18 protein-coding genes are annotated in these 19,708 nt (G+C 27.5%); 7 read left to right on the top strand and 11 right to left on the bottom strand.

What is annotated here, in order from left to right:
- Positions 1–4 precede the first annotated feature (4 nt).
- Together Q0617_RS14795 and Q0617_RS14790 are read left to right on the top strand one after the other, a co-directional pair.
- Positions 5–1,132, top strand: a complete 1,128-nt coding sequence (locus Q0617_RS14795; RefSeq protein ID WP_298754451.1) for an acyl-CoA dehydrogenase family protein — start codon at positions 5–7, stop codon at positions 1,130–1,132.
- Between the two features lie 10 nt (positions 1,133–1,142).
- Positions 1,143–1,970, top strand: coding sequence for a PhnD/SsuA/transferrin family substrate-binding protein (locus Q0617_RS14790; RefSeq protein WP_298754448.1), 828 nt, complete (start codon positions 1,143–1,145; stop codon positions 1,968–1,970).
- 29 nt (positions 1,971–1,999) lie between these two features.
- Here Q0617_RS14790 and Q0617_RS14785 read toward each other — a convergent pair whose 3' ends face one another.
- Positions 2,000–2,749, bottom strand: a complete 750-nt coding sequence (locus Q0617_RS14785) for an NUDIX domain-containing protein (protein WP_298754446.1) — start codon at positions 2,747–2,749, stop codon at positions 2,000–2,002.
- Positions 2,750–2,956: 207 nt separating this feature from the next.
- Between Q0617_RS14785 and amrS the strand changes: the two genes are divergently transcribed.
- On the top strand, positions 2,957–3,943 hold the full coding sequence (amrS, locus tag Q0617_RS14780; protein WP_298754443.1) for an AmmeMemoRadiSam system radical SAM enzyme: 987 nt from the start codon (positions 2,957–2,959) through the stop codon (positions 3,941–3,943).
- Between the two features lie 6 nt (positions 3,944–3,949).
- Here the strand turns inward: amrS and Q0617_RS14775 are convergent, their stop codons facing one another.
- The 7 genes from Q0617_RS14775 to Q0617_RS14745 all read right to left on the bottom strand — a co-directional run bounded on the left by Q0617_RS14775 (position 3,950) and on the right by Q0617_RS14745 (position 11,164).
- Positions 3,950–4,396 (bottom strand): GNAT family N-acetyltransferase, encoded by a 447-nt coding sequence (locus Q0617_RS14775; protein WP_298754441.1) that lies wholly within the window; start codon positions 4,394–4,396, stop codon positions 3,950–3,952.
- Positions 4,393–4,779, bottom strand: coding sequence for a hypothetical protein (locus Q0617_RS14770; protein ID WP_298754439.1), 387 nt, complete (start codon positions 4,777–4,779; stop codon positions 4,393–4,395). Before Q0617_RS14770 ends, Q0617_RS14775 begins: the two co-directional genes overlap by 4 nt.
- Positions 4,766–6,742: a diguanylate cyclase gene (locus Q0617_RS14765; RefSeq protein WP_298754437.1), complete on the bottom strand. Its 1,977-nt coding sequence runs from the start codon at positions 6,740–6,742 to the stop codon at positions 4,766–4,768. The genes Q0617_RS14770 and Q0617_RS14765 overlap by 14 nt, the downstream gene beginning before the upstream one ends.
- Positions 6,743–6,882: 140 nt before the next feature.
- Complete coding sequence (locus Q0617_RS14760; RefSeq protein ID WP_298754435.1) at positions 6,883–7,707, bottom strand: hypothetical protein; 825 nt, start codon at positions 7,705–7,707, stop codon at positions 6,883–6,885.
- A gap of 62 nt (positions 7,708–7,769) precedes the next feature.
- Positions 7,770–8,456: a response regulator gene (locus tag Q0617_RS14755; RefSeq protein WP_298754433.1), complete on the bottom strand. Its 687-nt coding sequence runs from the start codon at positions 8,454–8,456 to the stop codon at positions 7,770–7,772.
- A 2-nt stretch (positions 8,457–8,458) separates the two neighbouring features.
- Complete coding sequence (locus Q0617_RS14750) at positions 8,459–9,586, bottom strand: HAMP domain-containing sensor histidine kinase (protein WP_298754429.1); 1,128 nt, start codon at positions 9,584–9,586, stop codon at positions 8,459–8,461.
- Between the two features lie 129 nt (positions 9,587–9,715).
- Positions 9,716–11,164 carry an alanine/glycine:cation symporter family protein gene (locus Q0617_RS14745; RefSeq protein ID WP_298754427.1) on the bottom strand — a complete coding sequence of 483 codons (1,449 nt, stop codon included), beginning with the start codon at positions 11,162–11,164 and terminating at the stop codon, positions 9,716–9,718.
- 120 nt (positions 11,165–11,284) lie between these two features.
- Here Q0617_RS14745 and Q0617_RS14740 point away from each other — a divergent pair, with 120 nt between their 5' ends.
- Positions 11,285–12,199, top strand: a complete 915-nt coding sequence (locus tag Q0617_RS14740) for an AEC family transporter (protein ID WP_298754424.1) — start codon at positions 11,285–11,287, stop codon at positions 12,197–12,199.
- Positions 12,200–12,209: 10 nt separating this feature from the next.
- Positions 12,210–12,458, top strand: a complete 249-nt coding sequence (locus Q0617_RS14735; protein ID WP_298754422.1) for a hypothetical protein — start codon at positions 12,210–12,212, stop codon at positions 12,456–12,458.
- 2 nt (positions 12,459–12,460) lie between these two features.
- Here the strand turns inward: Q0617_RS14735 and Q0617_RS14730 are convergent, their stop codons facing one another.
- Positions 12,461–13,177 carry a sulfite exporter TauE/SafE family protein gene (locus tag Q0617_RS14730; RefSeq protein WP_298754420.1) on the bottom strand — a complete coding sequence of 239 codons (717 nt, stop codon included), beginning with the start codon at positions 13,175–13,177 and terminating at the stop codon, positions 12,461–12,463.
- 132 nt (positions 13,178–13,309) lie between these two features.
- On the opposite strand from Q0617_RS14730, the gene Q0617_RS14725 reads away from it, so the two are divergent.
- Both Q0617_RS14725 and Q0617_RS14720 read left to right on the top strand, forming a co-directional pair.
- Complete coding sequence (locus Q0617_RS14725; protein ID WP_298754418.1) at positions 13,310–13,975, top strand: peroxiredoxin-like family protein; 666 nt, start codon at positions 13,310–13,312, stop codon at positions 13,973–13,975.
- A 118-nt stretch (positions 13,976–14,093) separates the two neighbouring features.
- Complete coding sequence (locus tag Q0617_RS14720) at positions 14,094–14,879, top strand: exodeoxyribonuclease III (protein ID WP_298754416.1); 786 nt, start codon at positions 14,094–14,096, stop codon at positions 14,877–14,879.
- 40 nt (positions 14,880–14,919) lie between these two features.
- Here the strand turns inward: Q0617_RS14720 and Q0617_RS14715 are convergent, their stop codons facing one another.
- Positions 14,920–18,471, bottom strand: a complete 3,552-nt coding sequence (locus tag Q0617_RS14715; RefSeq protein ID WP_298754414.1) for a hypothetical protein — start codon at positions 18,469–18,471, stop codon at positions 14,920–14,922.
- Between the two features lie 713 nt (positions 18,472–19,184).
- The gene (locus tag Q0617_RS14710; protein ID WP_298754412.1) at positions 19,185–19,706 is read right to left on the bottom strand and encodes an ORF6N domain-containing protein; all 522 of its coding nucleotides are present in this window, start codon (positions 19,704–19,706) and stop codon (positions 19,185–19,187) included.
- Positions 19,707–19,708 lie beyond the last annotated feature (2 nt).

Here is a 19,708-nt window from a genome sequence, read left to right as displayed (position 1 = left end):
AACAATGAATAATATTTATAATAAAATGTTGGATTTTGCAAAATCAAATATCCAACCATATACACAAAAAGTAGACGAAGAAGCAAAGTTCCCAGTTGATAGTTTTGAAGCTATAAAAAAAGATAAAATCACAGGTTTGATTGTACCAAAAGAGTATGGAGGTCAAGGCTTAGGACTAGAAGAGCATACTCAAACAGTACTTGCATTTGCTTCAAGTTGTGCTACAACAGGACTTTGTTATATGATGCATAATGTTGCAACTATGTGCATAGTTGCATTTGGTAGTGATGATATGAAAAAAGAGTATTTACCTAAAATCGCAAATGGAGAGTTACTTTTAGCACTTGCCTTTAGTGAAACAGGTACAGGTACACACTTTTACAATCCTGAAATAACTGTATCAAAAGATGGTGATAAATTACTAATGAATGGACGAAAAAGTTTTGTTACTTCTGCACTTTATGCTGATTTTTATCTGGTACTTTCAAATAGTTTCGATGCTGAGGGTTTAGATAATTGGATTATACAAAAAGACTTAAAAGGTATAACATTTGAAGAGTCAGCATGGGATGGATTAGGTATGAGAGGAAATGCTTCTATGCCAATGGTATTTAATAATGTAGATATTGATATTTCAAATAGAGTAGGACCTGCAGGAAGTGGTGCAGAGCAAGTATTTAATGTAGTTGCACCATTTTTTGTAATAGGTTTGGGTGCAGTTTATACAGGTGTGGCTTTAAATGCATGTAATACTATTATTGAATACTCAATGGATAGAAAATATAGTGATGAGAGTGCTTTATGTAATATCCCAACTGTACAAAATCATATTGCTGAAATTTTCACAAAAGCAACTAGTGCAAAACACTTTACTCTTGCAGCTGCAAAAAGTGGAGCAAATGGTGATGCAGATGCCTTGGCTCAAATTATTTCTGCAAGATTAAATGCTTCAGATATGGCAGTAGAAGTTTGTAATAAAGCTATGAAAATTGGTGGAGGAACTGCTTATGCTAAACGTATCACAATTGAAAGATTACTAAGAGATGCTTATGCAGCACAAGTTATGGCACCAAGTACTGATGTACTTTCTATTTGGCTTGGAAAAGCTTTAACAAACCAACCAATCCCTTAAGGAGAAAATTATGAAAAAACCAATTATGCTAGGAGCGGTAGCTTACGACCCAAAAGTAATTCCTATTTGGGATATTATAAGAGACTATTTTAATGATAATGGTGTAAGACTTGATTATATTTTATTTTCAAACTATGAGGCTCAAGTTGAATATCTTTTATCAAATAAGATTGATGTTGCTTGGAATACAAATGTTGCATGGGTTAGAAGCTATGAACTAAGTGGAGGGAAAACTAAAGCTTTAGTTATGAGAGATACAGATATAGATTTTCAATCTGTTTTTATCACAAAAGCCTCTAGTGGTATCAAAAAAATAGAAGATTTAAATACAAGAAAATTTGCTTTAGGAAGTGCAGACTCTGCTCAAGCTGCAATTTTACCTTTAAAATATATTGAAGATAAACTTGGAAAAAATCATGATGTAAATATCGTACGATTTAATTCAGACTTAGGAAAACATGGTGATACAGGAAGAAGTGAATTTGACATACTTGAAGCTATTTTAAATGATGAAATAGATGCAGGTGCGATTGGAATTAGTTCATGGGTAAGAATGATTGAAGATGGGATGTTCCCAAGTGGTGAAATAGAATCATTTTATGTAAGTTCGGGTTATTGTCACTGTAACTTTACTGTTCTTGAAAGTTTAGATAAAACTATTCAAGAGAAATTCACAGAGATGCTACTATCACAAGATCCAAATGAGCCAATCATAAAGAAAATGATGCAAATGGAAGGATTAAACAAGTGGGTTAAAACAGGACCTGAAGAGTTAAAAGGTTATGAAGTTTTAACACAAGCAATGAAAGAACAAGATTTGATGAAAAATAACTGGTAGGAGAAACCTACTAGTTATTTTTTCTTGGTTTAAAAAAATATTTCATAATTTAAATCATTTTTTGTGATTAAATTTTCACTTTCATCTATTTTAAATCCCTCGTTTTTTAAAGCATTTTTTACTATTGTTTTATTGTAAGGATGAACATCATCTAAAGATAAATAAGCTTCAATCTCTATCCATCTTGCTTCTAGTATCTCATCTGTATCTATAATGTTTATCTCTTTAGATAAAGGTTTTGCTTTACATACTACATAAAGATTTGACTCATTGAATTGTCCAGGAGAGAAGTGGCCTAAACTTACAATAGAATCAAACTCTACATTTATACCTGTTTCTTCATATACTTCTCTAATCAAAGCAGAAGAGATATTTTCTCTATCATCTATATGACCACCAGGAAGTTTATATTTTTGCCAAATTTTATCTTTGATTACTAAAAGTTTATTGTCATCAATTACAACTGCCCCTACTCCTAAAGTATGATTTGTGGCTGTAGGAATAATAGGTTTATGAATAAGCTTTTTTACTAAGGTAATATCTCTTTCATTACAGTGATGAAAAACAAAATCATATTTTGTAAGTAGTGGAATTAAATTTGATTGAACAATATCAAGTTTTACCCATAAAAGTTTTTTATTCTCTAGTTTTTCTATCAATAAAAGTAACTCTTCTTCAAACACTTCTACGCTATCAGGTATAGTTGAAGCATCTATTGTACTTCCATCATATTGGTCATTCTTTAAAACTATCATTGTAAAATCAAATTTTTCTATCATATTATTATCTCATTTTTTTAATGTTAGAATTCTAACACAATGTATATTTTATAAACCCATTTTACTTAACAAAAGATGGTAATGGTTTTCTTATTTCACTTTTGATGTTTTATGATTGCCATTTATTTTTTAATGTCAATACAAACTTTTTATTAATTATTATTTAACACTATACTATTGTATAATTATAGATATAAAGGTGTGTGGATGAACTATTATAAAAAAGAAAAGGATAGGCTTGTGTGTTTGTTATGCCAATACTATTGTAAATTAAAAGCTGGGCAAACTGGAGTTTGTGGAATCAATCAAAATGTTGGCTCTCATATTGAAAATTTAGTTTATGGTTATCCAAGTGCAATTAATATTGACCCTATAGAAAAAAAACCACTATATCACTTTTTACCCTCATCTAAATCCTTTTCAATAGGAACTGTTGGTTGTAATTTCCACTGTAGTTTTTGTCAAAATTGGCAGATATCACAAGAACACAACATAGATAAAAGCAGATACTTTGAACCTAAAACAATAGCTTCTTTAGCACTACAAAAGGGTTGTCAATCTATCTCATATACCTACAATGAACCAACTATCTTTTACCCTTACGCAAAAGATATTGCACTTGAAGCTAAAAAACTTGGTCTTAAAAATATATTTGTAAGTAATGGATATGAATCAAAAGAAGTCATAGATGATATGGTTGGCATAATAGATGCCATAAATATAGATTTAAAATCATTTGATGAAAAATATTATAAACATAACTTAGGTGGAAATTTAAAGAAAAATCTTGAAAACCTAAAACATTTTAGAAAAAATAATCTCTGGATTGAAGTTACAACTTTGATCGTTCCAACTCAAAATGATAGTGATGAAGAACTCTTTAAAATCGCTTCGTTTATTGCCAAGGAACTAGGCACTTTTACTCCTTGGCATATATCTGCTTTTCACGCTGATTACAAAGAGTTAAGTCTTCCTCCAACATCTTTGCAAACTCTTAATCGTGCCTATGAAATAGGAAAAAGTGTAGGCTTAGAGTATATTTATGTGGGAAATGTCCAATATGAAAATAGTACAAAATGCTCTTCATGTGGAAATACATTGATTGAAAGAAGTTATTTTCAAGTTACAAAAAACAGTCTTGTAAATGGGTCTTGTCCACAGTGTAATAAAAAACTAGAAGGAGTATTTGAATAGGTTTAATTATCTTTTATAAATCATTGGCTGATATTTTAATTCTTGAAAAATCTTTTCCTCACCCTCTTTTTCAAATCCAAAGCTCTCATAAACTTTTATGGCATACAAAGAAGCATTTACTTTCATATTCTTAATCTCATAGTTTGTTTTTGTAAACTCCCAAAGCTTTTTTGCTATGCCTCTTCGATGATATTTTTTATCAACAAAGAGATGGAAAATCTGATTTTTATCTTTTATGGTAAGTATTCCAACTATCTTTTCATCTAAGATATATACAAATTGCTCATATTTTTTATCTAAAATTCTCTCTTCGTAAGCCTTAGGTAACAATTCATCAACAAACCATTTGGGTGCAGCTTCTTTAAAAAGATAAGTCAATAAACTATTTGATAAGTTACTCAAATCATCTATATCTTTTCTATTTACTTCTCTTATATATCCATTTGCCATCATCTTTTTTTACACTTCATTTTTATTAATTCATTGTGTTCAAACAAAAACATCAAAGTCTCATTTATATAATATCTTATGGATTCTCGTGTAAGTTTATCAAGCTGATAAATTTTCTGCTTTCTTGCCACTTTCCCAGTTCCATAAAGTAAGTTATATTTATCTTTTACAATATATCCTCTAAACCAACTCAAAAAGATATAATCTTCTTTTACTCTAATTGAACAAAAACCACCCTCTTTTGAATAAAAGGAAGTGGTATGTTCATTGTGTCTCTCTTTTACATCATTTCCTATACATATTTTTATATAATCACGTACTGCTAAAAAGAGTTCAGCATGTTCACTATTGCTATCTTTTTCAAATGAAGTTCTATTTTTTGTCATTTTCTTTTTTATACATACAAACTTTGTTTCGTCCCGTTTTTTTAGCTTCATATAAAGCTAAATCTGCTTGACTTAACAAGTTGTCTATACTCCTACAATCTTTCGCATCAGATACACCAAAAGAGGCTGTAAATTCAGATAATATTTCACTACCAAAAGAGACTTCTCCTTTTGAAATTTCTATACGTAAACGTTCTGCAACATTTATTGCTTCACTAATATTTGTTTGGGGTAATAAAATAGCAAACTCTTCACCACCTATACGACCAATAATGTCAATATCACGTAAAATATTACGACTTATTTCAGATATTCTTTGCAATACCAAATCACCAATATTATGTCCATATGTATCATTAAGATTTTTAAAAAAATCAATATCAAACATCATAATAGAAAGCTCTCCACCATATCTGTGATAACGAGACAGTTCTATATCTGCATGCTCTATAAAATATCTTCTATTTGGTAGATTTGTAAGATAATCAAAATAAGCACGATGCTCTAACTCAATTCTTGCATTTCTATTTTCTATGGCAACACTAGCTAAATTGGCAGCAAAAGAGATACGCTCTATATCTTCAAGGGATGGTCTTGTAGGTTTTTTATGATAGATTGCAAAAGTTCCCAAAACCTCACCATTTGAAGAAAAAATAGGCTCTGACCAACATGAACCAAGTTCAGCTTTTTTGGCCAAATCTGTATATCCTTTCCAATACTTATGTGTCATAATATCTTCAACTATTACACGTTTGCCAAGATATGCAGCAGTACCACAAGAACCTACACCTTTACCTATTTCAAGACCATTTATGGCTTCATTATAAAATTCAGGTAAATTTATAGAAGCACCTAATAATAAACGCCTTTTTTCTTCATCTAAGAGTAAAATACTACAAATAGATGTATTATCTTCAGACTCAATTGTTTGAACAATATTGTAAAGAATATCAGATAGGCTTGAACCTTTTGCTACCATTTCCAGCATATTATCATGGGCTAGATTTCTAAGCTCACTTTTCCAATGCTCTGTTATATCAGTAAAGTTAGCTAAAAGTTTATCTCCAATCCAAGAAACCTTAATTAAAATTCTTCTTTCAGTGCAATCTTTACAAGTTGTTGTAACCTCAAGTTCTGGAATAGAAATATTTTTTTGAATAGCAGAAACAAACCCCTCAAGCCAAGGAGTAATAACAGTTTCTCTATAGCTAGTGTCTGGATATACTTTTTTTGCCCAAGTATCAATATCGGGCAAATCATCAATGGTATATCCAAATAATTTTGTAAATTTATGATTTAGATATTCTATTTTTCCGCTACTATCTGCCCAGCCAACTCCAACAGGAGAAAAGTCTAAAATATCTTTCAACTGAATCTGCTGCTTGGTAGTTTTTTCTAAAGTATCTTGGAGTTTATTTTGATGAAACTTTGACAAAGAGCTTTGAGCTAACATCCTTGCCATCTTTACAATACAATCCATGTGTGCTTCCATCTCTTCTCTTGAAACAACTGGAACAACTCTTATGGCATCCAAATATTTTTTTTCTTCGTAATTATATTTTTTAGCCTGTTCTTTAAAAAACTTCATATTAGGAACTTTTTCTAAAACTTGACCTAAAAATATCGTTGCTAAAATCTTACCATCAACTACAAGTGGAGTTGCATAATCAAGTAAACCATTTTTACATAAATTATGATTTACTTTTCCATCAATCAAATTTTCCATAAGCTTTAGATTACTCTCAACACAGCATAAATTTGACTCTGGATTTATTCTATGAAATAAAGAGCAGGCACTAACCCAGCCCTTTTGAGATATTATCTCGCCATCATTACCAACAATACCATTTGGAATACCTGTTGCCTTAAAAAAACTCTCTAGTAGTTCTTCAAACTCAACAATATCAATCAAATCAGAAAATTTATAATCATTTTCTTCACTTGTTATATTATAGTTTTGCATTAAAATCCTAATAAATCTATTTTTAGATTTCTATAGATTTTTTTACCACCTATATCTATCTTAATTTTAGTCTTTTAATACTTTTATCTTATTAAAATAATTTTAAAGTTTGAAAAATAATTTAGGACTTATTTTTAAGCTTATTTTCCTAAATTAAAAATACCTCTTACAAAGTGATAAAGGATAAAAAGAAATATCAAAGGTAGCAGTATGGTTTGAAAAACAAAAGCAATAATAAGTGCCACTATATACTCACTTGAACTATCAACTGCTTTTTTATATTCATCTACTTTTTTTGCATAATAGTTTGAATCAAATTTCTCTGCAACTTTATTGAAAAATGAGCTGTTTTCTTTGTGTTCTATTGTATTTTTTGTAACCTCATTAACATCTTCTTTTACTTTTACAATACTTTCATTTAGTTGACTAATATTATAATCTTGTTTTACAAAACTATTATAAGCAAACTCATTAACTAAGCCAATAAGAGGAACTGCAAAACGCAGAAAAATCAATATCACAGAGATTTTAAAAAAAAGTGTTCTAAACCTCTCATCTTTTGAAAACCTATAAAACATCCATAGGTTTAAAACTATTACAGAAAAAAACAAAATATAGTTATATATATCATTGGTAACAAAATTCATCATGATTTTTTGAATACCTAGAGAAACCATACTAGCTAACATCACAAGAGAAAATTGCTCTACTAAATCATTTACAGGATCTAGAACTTCCCCAATTGCTACAGTAAAAAAAGGAAGGTCTAGTTCAGTTCCTTGGGCTAAAGAAATCACTGCATTAAGTGCTTTTGCACTTCCAAATACAATAACAGCCTCTTTAAAACTATTATCAACTAACTCCTTACCTTTTACATCAAGAGTATATGAAAAAGCAAAAAATATTATAGTTATTGATAAAATTAAAATTAAGAATTTATTCCAATGTGTTTTTAAAAATTGCATATTATATCTTTATATTAAATTTTTATAATTATATCAAAAATAAAAACTCATACATTTAATTGTTACTCATTTACTAATATATAACCTGCTTGTGAAATATTTTTTATAATATTTATAGGTATTTTATGTCTAATCTCTTTTATAAAAGATTTTAAAGCATGGTTTGTCATAAACTTATCTTGCCATAGCTCTATTTCTATTTGTTCATATGTAGTTATTGAGTTTTTATTTTTATGTAAAAGATATAAAAAATCTTGTTCTCTTTTTCTCAAGGGTATTATTTCAGTATCTTTATAAATCAATTCTCTTTTTGATAAATTAAGTTTTAAATCCTCGTGTAAAAGTATCTGTTGGGAAAAGTTTCTCTCTATATATTTAGTTAAGGCTTCATTTAGCTTTTTTGAATTTAGAGGTTTTAAAATAAAATGGTCAACATTTAAATTTATCAAATTCATAAGGTACTCTTCATTTGAATAGGCTGTTAACATGATAACCATAGTTGATAAATCATTTTTACGTATCTTTTTTACAAGTTCAATCCCATCCATCTTTGGCATCTCAATATCTGTTAAAACTATTTTAGGTTTGTACTCTTCGTAGATTTCATAGGCTTCAAGTCCATTTTTAGCCGCATACACCTCTTTAAAATAGTATTTTAAAGTATTTACAATAAACTCTCTAATACCATCTTCATCTTCAACACATAATATTGTTACATCTTTTAATTCATCTATTAAATTATTATCCATACTTATCCTAACACTACTATTTTAAAAATTGCCCCATCCTTATCATTTTCAACACTAAGTTCACCACCCATATTTCGCTCAATTATAAGCTTTGAAATATAAAGTCCAAGGCCAGTGCCTTTTGATGAATCTTTGGTACTATAATAAGGGTCAAAAATCAAATCAAAATTTTCTTCTTTTATTCCACCTGCATTATCTTTTATAGTTACAATACTCTGCATGCCTTTTGACGCAATCGTAATAAAGATTTTAGAATTTTCTATCTCTTTTTCTACTAATATATCTTTTGCATTACTTATAAGGTTTAATATAACTTGCGAATATTCTGTGGGATATCCAAATATCTTTTTATCTTTTTTTATATCAAAAATCAACTCTATTGATAAGTTATGAAGTGTCGCATCTACCAAGTTGATAGCTTTTTTACAAGCATCACTTATAAAAAAATACTCTTTTTTCTTATCTGGCTTATAAAAGTTTCTAAAATCATCAATGGTATTTGACATAAAATCAATCATATCATTACTTTTATTTACTGAGTTTAAAATATGACTCTCATCAACTTTTTTAAATCTTGTAGCAGTCTCTAATTCCATCAAAATCCCAGAAAGTTCACTTAATGGTTGTCTCCATTGATGGGCTATCATTGAAATCATTGAACCCATTTTTGCTAATCTTGACTGATCTAGAATTGCTTTATCTTTTCTTTTTCCATCTTCTATTCCTTTTGCTACTTTTGAATATAGAGTTTTATTGAGGGTTTCAAGTTTTTCTTCTTTATTTTGGACTTGTTTTTTATACTTTTTTATAATATCACTAATAATTGATGTCATAAGAAAACTAAAAAGTGCCATAAAAAATATGATTGAAATACTTAAAATAAAAATGAAATTTATAAACTCATCATTCTTTTTTTCTAAGATATCTTTTTTCTCTTTAATCATTAAAGAGTACTTTTCTAAAGTTGTATCACTATTTTGCATATTGTATTTTTCAAATAGTATTAAATCAGACTCAAAACTCTCTTGTGTGGTTTTTAAGTAGTATGAAGTTGAAAAGAAAGCTAAAAAAACAATACATAAAAAAGGAATAGTTATTGTAAAAAAAGGGATACCTTCTTTATTAAACATCTCTATCCTTTGTATGTAATTTATATAAAATAATGTCTAACTTTACTTGAAGATTAGCTGTTATTGCTCTTTTAGAAGATACATATTAGTTAAATATTAACTAATATATATCAAAGAGTAAGTATATACTTACTCTTTAGCTTTTGCTCTTTCGTCATTGATATTATCAACAATCTCTTTCCAAGTCTCTTTATCAATTTTAAACTCACTGTAATCGTTATATCTTAAAACTGGTTTTTTACCCTCTTTAAGTTGTCTTTCATACCCTTTGATTAATCTCAATACAGGTTTATATAAAACAGCAATAACTATCATATTAATAACAGCCAATAATCCCATAGATAAATCAGCAAATGTAAAAATAGACCCTAAGTCTTGAAATGCTCCCCATGCAATTAAAGCAATACAAACTACTCTAAAAATATTAAAAAGTGTTACATTCCCTTTACTAAAAAAGTTTAAACTATTTTCTGCCAAGTAATAGTTATATAACATTGATGAAAAACCAAACAGTAATAAAGCAACTGTTACAAAGTATCCACCTAAAGGACCAATATGCTCAATCAATGCATTTTGAGTCAATAAGACACCTTGAACACCATCTGCACCTGGAGAATAAACACCTGAAAGCAAAATGATAAATGCTGTACAAGAACATAAAATAATAGTATCAATAAATACAGAGAATGATTGAACGATACCTTGTTGAACTGGATGTGCTACGTAAGCTACTGCTGCCACGTTTGGAGCAGAACCTAGACCTGCTTCATTTGAGAACATACCTCTTTTTGCACCTTGTAAAATCACTGCACCAATACCACCACTAATTGCAGTACTTGGAGTAAATGCTTCAGATACAATCATGCTAATCAATGAAGGAATTTGATCATAATTTAAAGCAATAACAACAATAGCAATCAATAAATAACCCACTGCCATAATAGGAACAACAACTTCTGAAAATTTTGTAATTCTTTTAATACCACCAAAAATAGCCAAACCAAAAATAACAGTTAAAATAGAACCTGTAATCCAAAGTGGAGTATTAAATGAAGCTTCAAATGAACTTGCAATAATAAATGACTGAGTTGCATTAAATGCAAATCCAAAAGTAATAAGAAGTAAAACAGAAATAATAATACCTACCCATCTTAGTCCTAAAGCTTTTGTTACATAATAAGCAGGACCTCCTCTATAAACACAAGAGTCTGCCTTATCTTTTTCTTTATAAAGTTGAGCCAATGAACATTCAAAGAAACTAGTACTCATACCAATCAATCCAATAATCCACATCCAAAAAACAGCACCTGGTCCACCAAGTGTTATTGCAACTGCTACACCTGCGATGTTTCCACCACCAACTCTACCTGCAACACTTAACATAAGTGCTTGAAAAGAACTAATATGTCCCTCTTTATCATGTACTGTATCTCTTAAGATATTAAACATCTTAAAAAAGTATCTAAACTGTACAAATCTTGAACTAACTGTAAAAAACAAACCCAAAGCTGGAAGTAAATATATTAGGATATTTCCCCAGATAAGGTTATTTAATAAGTCATTTATTTCTGCTAACATGATATTCTCCTTTATGCAAAAAAAAATTTTAGCATGCCTAAGAGTCTTAAAAGTGGGTTTCCTTGTAATTTATATGTAATATGATAATATTCTACTTATATTTAACAAAAAGAATCTTTTATGATACATATTTTTTCAGCACTAATTCCTGTTTTTTCACTTATTCTTATTGGTTATTTTTTTAAAAGAATAAAGTTTCCATCATATGAGTTTTGGCCACAGGCTGATAAATTAACATATTATGTACTTATGCCATCACTTCTTGTTTATAAACTATCAACTGCATCTCTTGATTCTCAAAATAGTTTTGGCTTTGTATTATCTGCTATTTTAGCAATATTTTTTACCATGATTATTCTTATAATCATAAATAAAATAAAACCCTCAGAACCAAGCTCATTTACCTCTATGGTTCAAGGTGCAATTAGGTTTAATACCTATGTATTTTTAGCTCTTGCTGGATCTATTTATGGGAATGAAGGTTTAGTTTTAGCAGCAATAATACTTACCTTTGCCATACCATTTATAAATATATTGTGTATTACAATTTTTGCACTCTATATGTCAAATGACAAATTAGATTTTATTTATCTATTAAAATCAATTGTTACAAACCCACTAATTGTAGCTTGTATTATTGGAGGGAGTCTCAACTTTCTAGGTATTCATCTTCCACTTGTTTTAAACAATACTTTAGAAATACTAAGTCAAGCTGCACTTCCAATGGGACTTTTGTCAGTTGGCTTTGGTCTTGTAATAAAAGAGATTAAGTCTTCAAAAAGTGAAGTTATTATTTCAAGCATTGGCAAACACCTTATTTTTCCTGTTTTGATTTATATTTTTGGAAGAATTTTTGAAATAGATGGAATGATGTTATCTATCTTAGTACTTTTTGCAGTACTTCCTACTGCACCCTCATCTTTTATACTAGCAAGGCAACTAGGTGGTAATGTAAACTTAATGTCATCAATTATTACAGTGCAAACTCTTATCTCAATTGTTTGTATACTTTTTGTTTTAAACTATTTTATTTAAAGGATAAATTATGAAAATATTACTAATACTAACTTCTCTTTTAATGAGCTCTTTATTGGCAAACTATAACTACACAAATGAAAGTTCAGGAAAAATAGATATGCATGGAGGGAAAAGTGATAGCTTACTAAAGAATAAAAGCCCCTTTTCAAACATGAATCAAAATAGCCTAATGGACAAAGTAAAAGATAAAAAAGAGCCCACTAGAGAAATACAAGAAGAGACAAATCTTCAAGAGTTGAAAGATTTGGGCTTATAGATTTAAATAAATATACTAACAATAACTTTTATAGCTAATATAGATAATAGAACTTTTAAAAACATAATAAACTTTTTACCATCTATTTTATCTCGAAGTTTTGTTCCTGTCCAACTACCAAGAACAGCACCTAAAATCATAGCAAGCAAAATCCCAATATAGTCAAAAAATACAAAACCAAAAAACATAAAAGCAAAGACTTTAAGTGTATGAGTAATACTCATCAAAGCTGCCCCTGTTGCCACCACTATATCTTTGTTATCATAATCTTTTAGTAAAAGTGTCATGGTAAGAGGTCCCGTTGCTCCAACTACAATAGAAAGCCCTGTTTGAAAAAATCCAGCTAAAAAATAACTCTCATATCTTTTGATTTTTTCATTAAACTTCTTTGACCAAAGAGAGAGTAAAATATAAACTCCAATAAAAAGTGGAACATAATCTAAAGATATAAAATACAAAATAGAAGCAAAAAGAGCAATCCCAAGTAAAGAACCAAATAAAAACTTTGGTATGACTTCTAATTTTACATCTTTATAGCCAAATACTGCCCTACTAAAATTACTAGACATTTGAGTCAAACCATGCACAGGTATAAGTGCATTTAGTGGTAAAAAGGATGGAAGTATAGCAATAAGCATCATACCACCACCTATACCAACTACTCCAGCTACTGTTGAAGTTAAAAAAGTTATCAAACCTAATATTATTTCTTGATTCATAAAGTTTCCCATAATGTTATAAGTTGTAATATAATACAAATTATTTAAAGTTAGCTTTTTTTATAATGCTTAAATAATATTTTATAGTATGTTGTGAAGAAAAGAGATATTCTCTTCACATAAGGAGTTTAAATGCCTACGTTAGAAGAAAATATAGAAAACTATTTATTAGATTTTCAAAAAAATGTCCCTAAAGAGACACAAGATGTATTAAATAATGCAATTGAAAAATTAAAAGAATCAAAAAAATTATCAAAAGCACTAAAAGTTGGAGATAAAATTCCAGAATTTTCACTCTCAAATCATGATAGAAAAATAATAAATATAAAAGATATAGTTGAAAAAAACAAATATACTGTCCTGAACTTTTTTGATGGTTCGTGGTCTCCTTATAGTAATTTGCAATTAATGGCATTACAAAAAGTTGCTTCTCAACTAAAAATCTTAAATGCAGCCCTAATTACTCTATCTCCACAAACGCAAGATAAGTCCTTATATTTATTTGAAAAGCACTCCTTAAACTTTGATATTTTGTATGATAAAAATAACACAATAGCAAAAGAGTTTGGTATAGTTTATACTTTAAGTGATGAAGTTATATCTACATATGACAAACTTAAAGTAGATATCTTAGAAGCAAACAGAAATGGTACCTTTGATTTACCCTCACCTGCAACATATATTGTAAATAAAAATTATGAAATCATCTATGCCTTTGTTGATGAAAACTATAGAAAAAGATGTGAACCCAAAACAATCATTGATGTTATAAAAAAAGATATGATAAATAAACGTTAATATCTAATAAATATGTATCTTTTTTTAGATACATATTTATCTCTTAATCTCACAAGATTATACCCTAAAACAATCTTAGCTATAATGTGAAAATTTAAAAAATATTATAAGGTTTTTAATGAATAAATATAAATTTGTATCATGGAATGTAAACGGTATCCGAGCAGTTGATAAAAAAGAAGCCCTAAAATGGGTAGATGAACACGATATTCATCTTTTAGGTGTGCAAGAAACAAAATCAATGAAAGAACAAATTCCAGAAACTATCTTTGAAAAAAACTTCAAAAATATGACTGCTAGCCAATCAGCAATAAAGGGACGTTCAGGAACTGCTCTATTTACAGACTTAGATATAACTTTTGAATGTACTTGTCCTACTGTTGATGTATTAGATGAAGGAAGAATAAACGAAGTTCATTTCACACTAGCAGATAAAGATATAGCATTTTTTAATGTATATTTTCCAAATGGTCAAAGTAAAGAAGAGAGACTAGTATATAAAATGGAGTTTTACGATAGATTTTTAAATCATTGTGAGTCTTTAAAAAAACAAGGTAAATCAATCATAATATGTGGAGATGTAAACACAGCCCACAGACCAATAGACTTAGCAAGACCAAAAGCAAATGAAGGTACATCAGGCTTCTTACCTATGGAGAGAGAATGGATAGACAAGTTTTTATCGCATGGATACATAGATACACTAAGACATGTTATAGGTGATGAGCCAGATAACTATAGCTGGTGGAGTTATAGAGCAAATGCAAGAGCCAATAACGTTGGCTGGAGAATTGATTATTTTTATGTAAGTGAGGATTTAAAACCTCATATTTCAAATGCTTACATTATGAGTGATATTATGGGAAGTGACCACTGCCCTATTGCTTTGGAGATAGAGATATAATAGACACATAAAATAGGCTTTTTCTATAAAGCCTATTTTTCTATACTTTATTTCTATTTTTAACAAAAAGCCTAATTGATTTATTTTTTTCTTCTTTACTTTTTGTAATAAATTTTCTCTCAATTAAAATACCAATAAGTTTTCTATTATAATATTTATCTATTAATACTGGTCTTTTACCATCTAATCTTGCAATATTACTATATTCATTTTCTAAAAGACTTAATAAATTTAGAAATTCATCTTCAGATAAATATTCATTTTGTTCAACAATTATATTAACTTGCATTTCTTTTGTATTTAAATTTATAATTAAACTTTCTAAAAAACCAATTGGGTATTTAATTTTTTTATCCATATTATCATAAACTAACTTTCCAATATTTTTATTATTTATCAATTCATAATCAAGTTTTTTTATTATCTCTATCTTTATTTCTTTTACAAATGAACTAAGTAATAAATTATGTACATCATTTTCATCTAAATTGTATTCTTCATATTTTATTAAAAATTTATCAATATTTTTTTCAATAAGTTTTATATGTTGACTTTTTGTACATTCTTTTAATCTTTTAAAATTCTGAACTGTGAATTGAAATTTTTCAGTCTTAACTAATTCTATAATTCTTTCTTCGTCAATAGTAGATATATCTAAATCTGGATACCAATAACCATTTGATTTAATTAATTCTTTATATGAATTAATCTCTATTTCATTTGCAAATAAAATATTTTTTACTAGTTTATTTACTAAACTAATATCGAATTTACTATCTTCCATGAATTTTGTTTTAGAATTTATTCTTACATCTGATAAAACTTTTGCATTCTCAATTATATTAAAATATTTGATTAAACTTTCATCTATCTCTTTATGCTCCTGGTAATAATATAAAATATTATTCCAATCAGCTTTTATTTTATTTTCCTCAAATAAATTCTTCCATAATTCATGATTTGTAACCTCTGAAATATTAGATATTAAAGTTTCTTCTCTTTTTATAATTTCAATTTTTAAGTCATCTGATATATGTTCATTATTGAGTAAATCAACAAATATGTTTTCATCATCATTAATTTTTTCCATACTTAATAAAATATTATCTATATAACTTTCTATATGCTCTTCAATATTATCTATTAAATTTTTACATGTAGAATTTTTTATTATTGTTAGATTCTTTTTATCTAAATCTTCTAATTTAAATTCATTTTTATTAAACTGTTTTAAAATTCCCTTTATCATTTCAAAAGAAATTTCATAAAAATTATTAGTATAACTAAACTCAAATAGACTAATATTATCTTTAATTTGTGATGCTTTATTAAATTTAGGTTGAAGTATTAATAATACATCTTTAATTTTTTTCATATCAATATTTTCTCTAAATTTTATAAAATTATTAATATTAGAAATATACTTACTTATTAAATTTATATTCAATTTTTTTATATTTTCAATTTTTCCATATTTCAAAATCAATTTTAAATAATTTTCTTTTTTCTCAATTGTAAAAGAAGAGTTTTCTATTTCTTCCCAAAACCAACTACATTTACTAATAACTAAATCAATAAATTTATTAATATGCTGATAATTTAAATCAATATACCCTTTTATAAACTCTAAATCCTTTCTTTGATTTATCTGTTTTATTATTTGATTCAAATTCTTTATATTTTCTTTTTCTATTAAATATTCCAATAAACTATAGTTTAATACTTCTTTTTTATCATACTCATAGTAGTGTATTTGTTTAATAACTTCACTAACTTTTTCTAATTTAAAGGTATAGTCTTTAGCTCTTCTTTCCCTAATAGATAAAATAAAGTCTCTATCTTCTTTTGTAATACTTTCTTCATAAAAATGTGAAATATAATAGTTATATGTTTCATCTATATGTCCATTTGTAATTAAAAATATTAATAAACCTTTTTCATTAAAGTCGTCCCCAAATACAGTATTACTATCTTCAATTAAATCTTTTAGCTCTTTTATTTTAATCAATTGCTTTTCATTTTCTAAAGATTCAATTTCTTTGTTACTAGTATTTATATATTCATTATTTTTATTTTTTATTAACTCTTCTCTTTCATCATAACTTTTCTCACAAACTTCATTTCCTATATTTTTAAAAACTAATGGATTTTCATAATAATTATCGCATTTTATATTGGAAGATTCTTTTAATATACTAAAGTTACTTTCCTCTTCTAAATCTGGTATATCTATAGAAATATTGTTAACTATTATTCTATTATTGTGTATTGAATTAAATTTCTTTAATACATTATAAATATATATACTTCTTAATTCATCAATTGATTTTATTTGCTCATTTTCTATTTCTTCCAATTTATTTTTAATATTATTTATTTTTTCATCAATAGACTTAATTCTTGTATTTATCAATTTATCTTTTTTTGACAATACTTCGTAAACTAAACCTTTTTTATTACTTAACTTTGAAAAATCATCAGGAAATAAATTTTTATAAACAATCATACTAAATAACTTTTCTTTTTCTAAACTATCTGATTCAAGTTTTTCGTTATAAATAATAAATTCATTAAAAATATTTTTTAGTAGTCTCATATTATCTATATAAAGACAAATATCATTTATAAAACTATTTTTTAATACATTTAACTCTAATCCCATATACTTTTTATATTTTCTTATCATGATTTTTAATTGTTCACTTGAATTAGAATAATCAACAATAGGAATAACAGGAACAATTAAATCAAAAAACTTTGTTCTTTCTTCGTCTTTAAAATTATCATCTTTTATTGCATAAATAAAAGTTACACTTTGTTCAACTTCTTTTGAATTATTTAAAATTAAATTTATTTCTCTTAACTTTACAAAGATATCAATATTTTTAGCATATCTATCTAAATCTTCAAATATAACAATATTGTAATTTGTTGCTTTAAAAAAATATATAATCTCATCAAGATTTTTATTTAATATTGAACTACCATCTTTTTGCCCTAAATCAACTTCACCACTCTTTAGATTAATTTTTTTCAAATCAATATCACCTAATAAGCTTATTATTTTTGGGAGAGCAAGAAATATACTAATAAATGTAATTATAAAACCAATTATATACACTATATCAAACTTTAAAAAGTCTAAATACTCTGGTAAATCTTTATTTTTGTATGCAATAAAAAAGAAAAATATAAAGATAAAAATATATAGACTATAATCTCGCAACTCTTGAAAGGTAATATCTTTTATTCTCTTGAATCGAGAAAATGGTATCTCTTCGTTTTTTACTGTATAAAACATCTTTTGTAATATACTACGTTCTACATCAGTGTTTTCATTGTTTTTTTCTGAATCAGAAAAATCTGCAAGAGAAATATTTAAAAAAGAATAATCATCTTTATATTTTTTTTCAAATGTTTTAAGAATACTGCTTTTCCCTGAACCATAAGCTCCTGACAATGCAATATTTTTTATATCTTGCTCATCAATTCCATGTTTTAACGAGCACTCATAAACTCCATTATTTTTTACATTATCTGTTGGAGTTAGATTTTCTAATATATTTTTACAGTCAATAATTTGTTCTTGCACAATAATCCTTTTAAATAAAAAAATATTATATCTTTTCTTCATCATATATCATGTCACAAAACAATATAATAGTTACTATAATATTATATTTTTAATTAATTTACATACATAATTCTCTCTTGAAGAGGTAAACCTCTCCGCTTTCTTACTTTTGTGTTGACGAAAAGTAAGCAAAAGCAACTACGGCTTCGGAGCCAAAGGTTCCCTCATTTATTATTTTTAATTTCTAGCTTGCGGAACTCCTAAAAAAGAGTGAGTTTATCACTCTTTTTTACTCAAACAAGTCCTCAGCTTTCTCCGAAATGAAAAATAAACATTCGGCTCCTGCAGATGTAGAAAGAAATCTCTTCCGTTGTTACTTCTTCTGTACAGTCTTTATATTAATTAAAGTAAGTAAAAGTTAGTAATCTAAACAAATCAAAATGCAAATGTCCTTATCCCACCTTTGGTTCCAACATTTGCAAAAGCCGAACGTTTATTTTTCTCTTTTCTAAACAAGATTGGCAACTGTTTGAGTGTTTAAAAGTTGCTAAACGCAATTTTTAATAAACGAGTTTTCTCAAAGAGAGTGCAAGCACAAGCCAAGCAGAAAAGATAAAAATAATAAGTGAGGGAACCTTTGGCTCCGAAGCCGTAGTTGCTTTTGCTTACTTTTCGTCAACACAAAAGTAAGAAAGCGGAGAGGTTTACCTCTTCAAGAGAAATTCTATTTTTTATTTCACAAACCCAATCTTATTCGTCCCCTCTTTTGCCTCTTCCTGAATATCTTGCATATTTGAAACAACTTGTACAACCTTGCTTAAAAGTTCCCTTGTCTCATTATCACTAGTTTCTAACTTCTCTAATCTTTTTATAATATCAAAATATGGCACAGCTTGATTTTTCAACCTAACAAATGTTCTCATGATAGATAGACTTACATCTGTAGCAACTTTACTTTTTAATACAGTAGAAAGCATATATACACCATGTTCAGTAAATACAAATGGATTTGAACTTGAGTGTTTCAATTTTTCTAACCGGTCGCATTTTGCGACTAGTTCATTTTTTTCTCCATCCATTAGTTGAAACATAAAATCATTTGGAAACTTTTTTATATTTCTTTTTACTTGCTCATTTAATCTCTTTGTTTCTACATGATACAACTCTGCCAAATCTCTATCTATCATAACTTGAATACCTCTGATAATAAATATTTTATCATCAACTATTATATTTGAAAGCTCTTTTTCCATAA

It is taken from the genome of uncultured Arcobacter sp. (assembly GCF_937982575.1).
GTDB lineage: Bacteria > Campylobacterota > Campylobacteria > Campylobacterales > Arcobacteraceae > Arcobacter.
The sequence above is the reverse complement of the archived record's forward strand: the minus strand, read 5'-3'. Positions and strand labels throughout refer to the sequence as shown.

Excerpts from the sequence above, each read along its gene's own strand:
- Q0617_RS14795 (WP_298754451.1), top strand. The coding sequence starts at position 5 with ATGAATAATATTTATAATAAAATGTTGGATTTTGCAAAATCAAATATC.
- Q0617_RS14790 (WP_298754448.1), top strand. The coding sequence starts at position 1,143 with ATGAAAAAACCAATTATGCTAGGAGCGGTAGCTTACGACCCAAAAGTA.
- Q0617_RS14785 (WP_298754446.1), bottom strand. The coding sequence starts at position 2,749 with ATGATAGAAAAATTTGATTTTACAATGATAGTTTTAAAGAATGACCAA.
- amrS (WP_298754443.1), top strand. The coding sequence starts at position 2,957 with ATGAACTATTATAAAAAAGAAAAGGATAGGCTTGTGTGTTTGTTATGC.
- Q0617_RS14775 (WP_298754441.1), bottom strand. The coding sequence starts at position 4,396 with ATGATGGCAAATGGATATATAAGAGAAGTAAATAGAAAAGATATAGAT.
- Q0617_RS14770 (WP_298754439.1), bottom strand. The coding sequence starts at position 4,779 with ATGACAAAAAATAGAACTTCATTTGAAAAAGATAGCAATAGTGAACAT.
- Q0617_RS14765 (WP_298754437.1), bottom strand. The coding sequence starts at position 6,742 with ATGCAAAACTATAATATAACAAGTGAAGAAAATGATTATAAATTTTCT.
- Q0617_RS14760 (WP_298754435.1), bottom strand. The coding sequence starts at position 7,707 with ATGCAATTTTTAAAAACACATTGGAATAAATTCTTAATTTTAATTTTA.
- Q0617_RS14755 (WP_298754433.1), bottom strand. The coding sequence starts at position 8,456 with ATGGATAATAATTTAATAGATGAATTAAAAGATGTAACAATATTATGT.
- Q0617_RS14750 (WP_298754429.1), bottom strand. The coding sequence starts at position 9,586 with ATGTTTAATAAAGAAGGTATCCCTTTTTTTACAATAACTATTCCTTTT.
- Q0617_RS14745 (WP_298754427.1), bottom strand. The coding sequence starts at position 11,164 with ATGTTAGCAGAAATAAATGACTTATTAAATAACCTTATCTGGGGAAAT.
- Q0617_RS14740 (WP_298754424.1), top strand. The coding sequence starts at position 11,285 with ATGATACATATTTTTTCAGCACTAATTCCTGTTTTTTCACTTATTCTT.
- Q0617_RS14735 (WP_298754422.1), top strand. The coding sequence starts at position 12,210 with ATGAAAATATTACTAATACTAACTTCTCTTTTAATGAGCTCTTTATTG.
- Q0617_RS14730 (WP_298754420.1), bottom strand. The coding sequence starts at position 13,177 with ATGAATCAAGAAATAATATTAGGTTTGATAACTTTTTTAACTTCAACA.
- Q0617_RS14725 (WP_298754418.1), top strand. The coding sequence starts at position 13,310 with ATGCCTACGTTAGAAGAAAATATAGAAAACTATTTATTAGATTTTCAA.
- Q0617_RS14720 (WP_298754416.1), top strand. The coding sequence starts at position 14,094 with ATGAATAAATATAAATTTGTATCATGGAATGTAAACGGTATCCGAGCA.
- Q0617_RS14710 (WP_298754412.1), bottom strand. The coding sequence starts at position 19,706 with ATGGAAAAAGAGCTTTCAAATATAATAGTTGATGATAAAATATTTATT.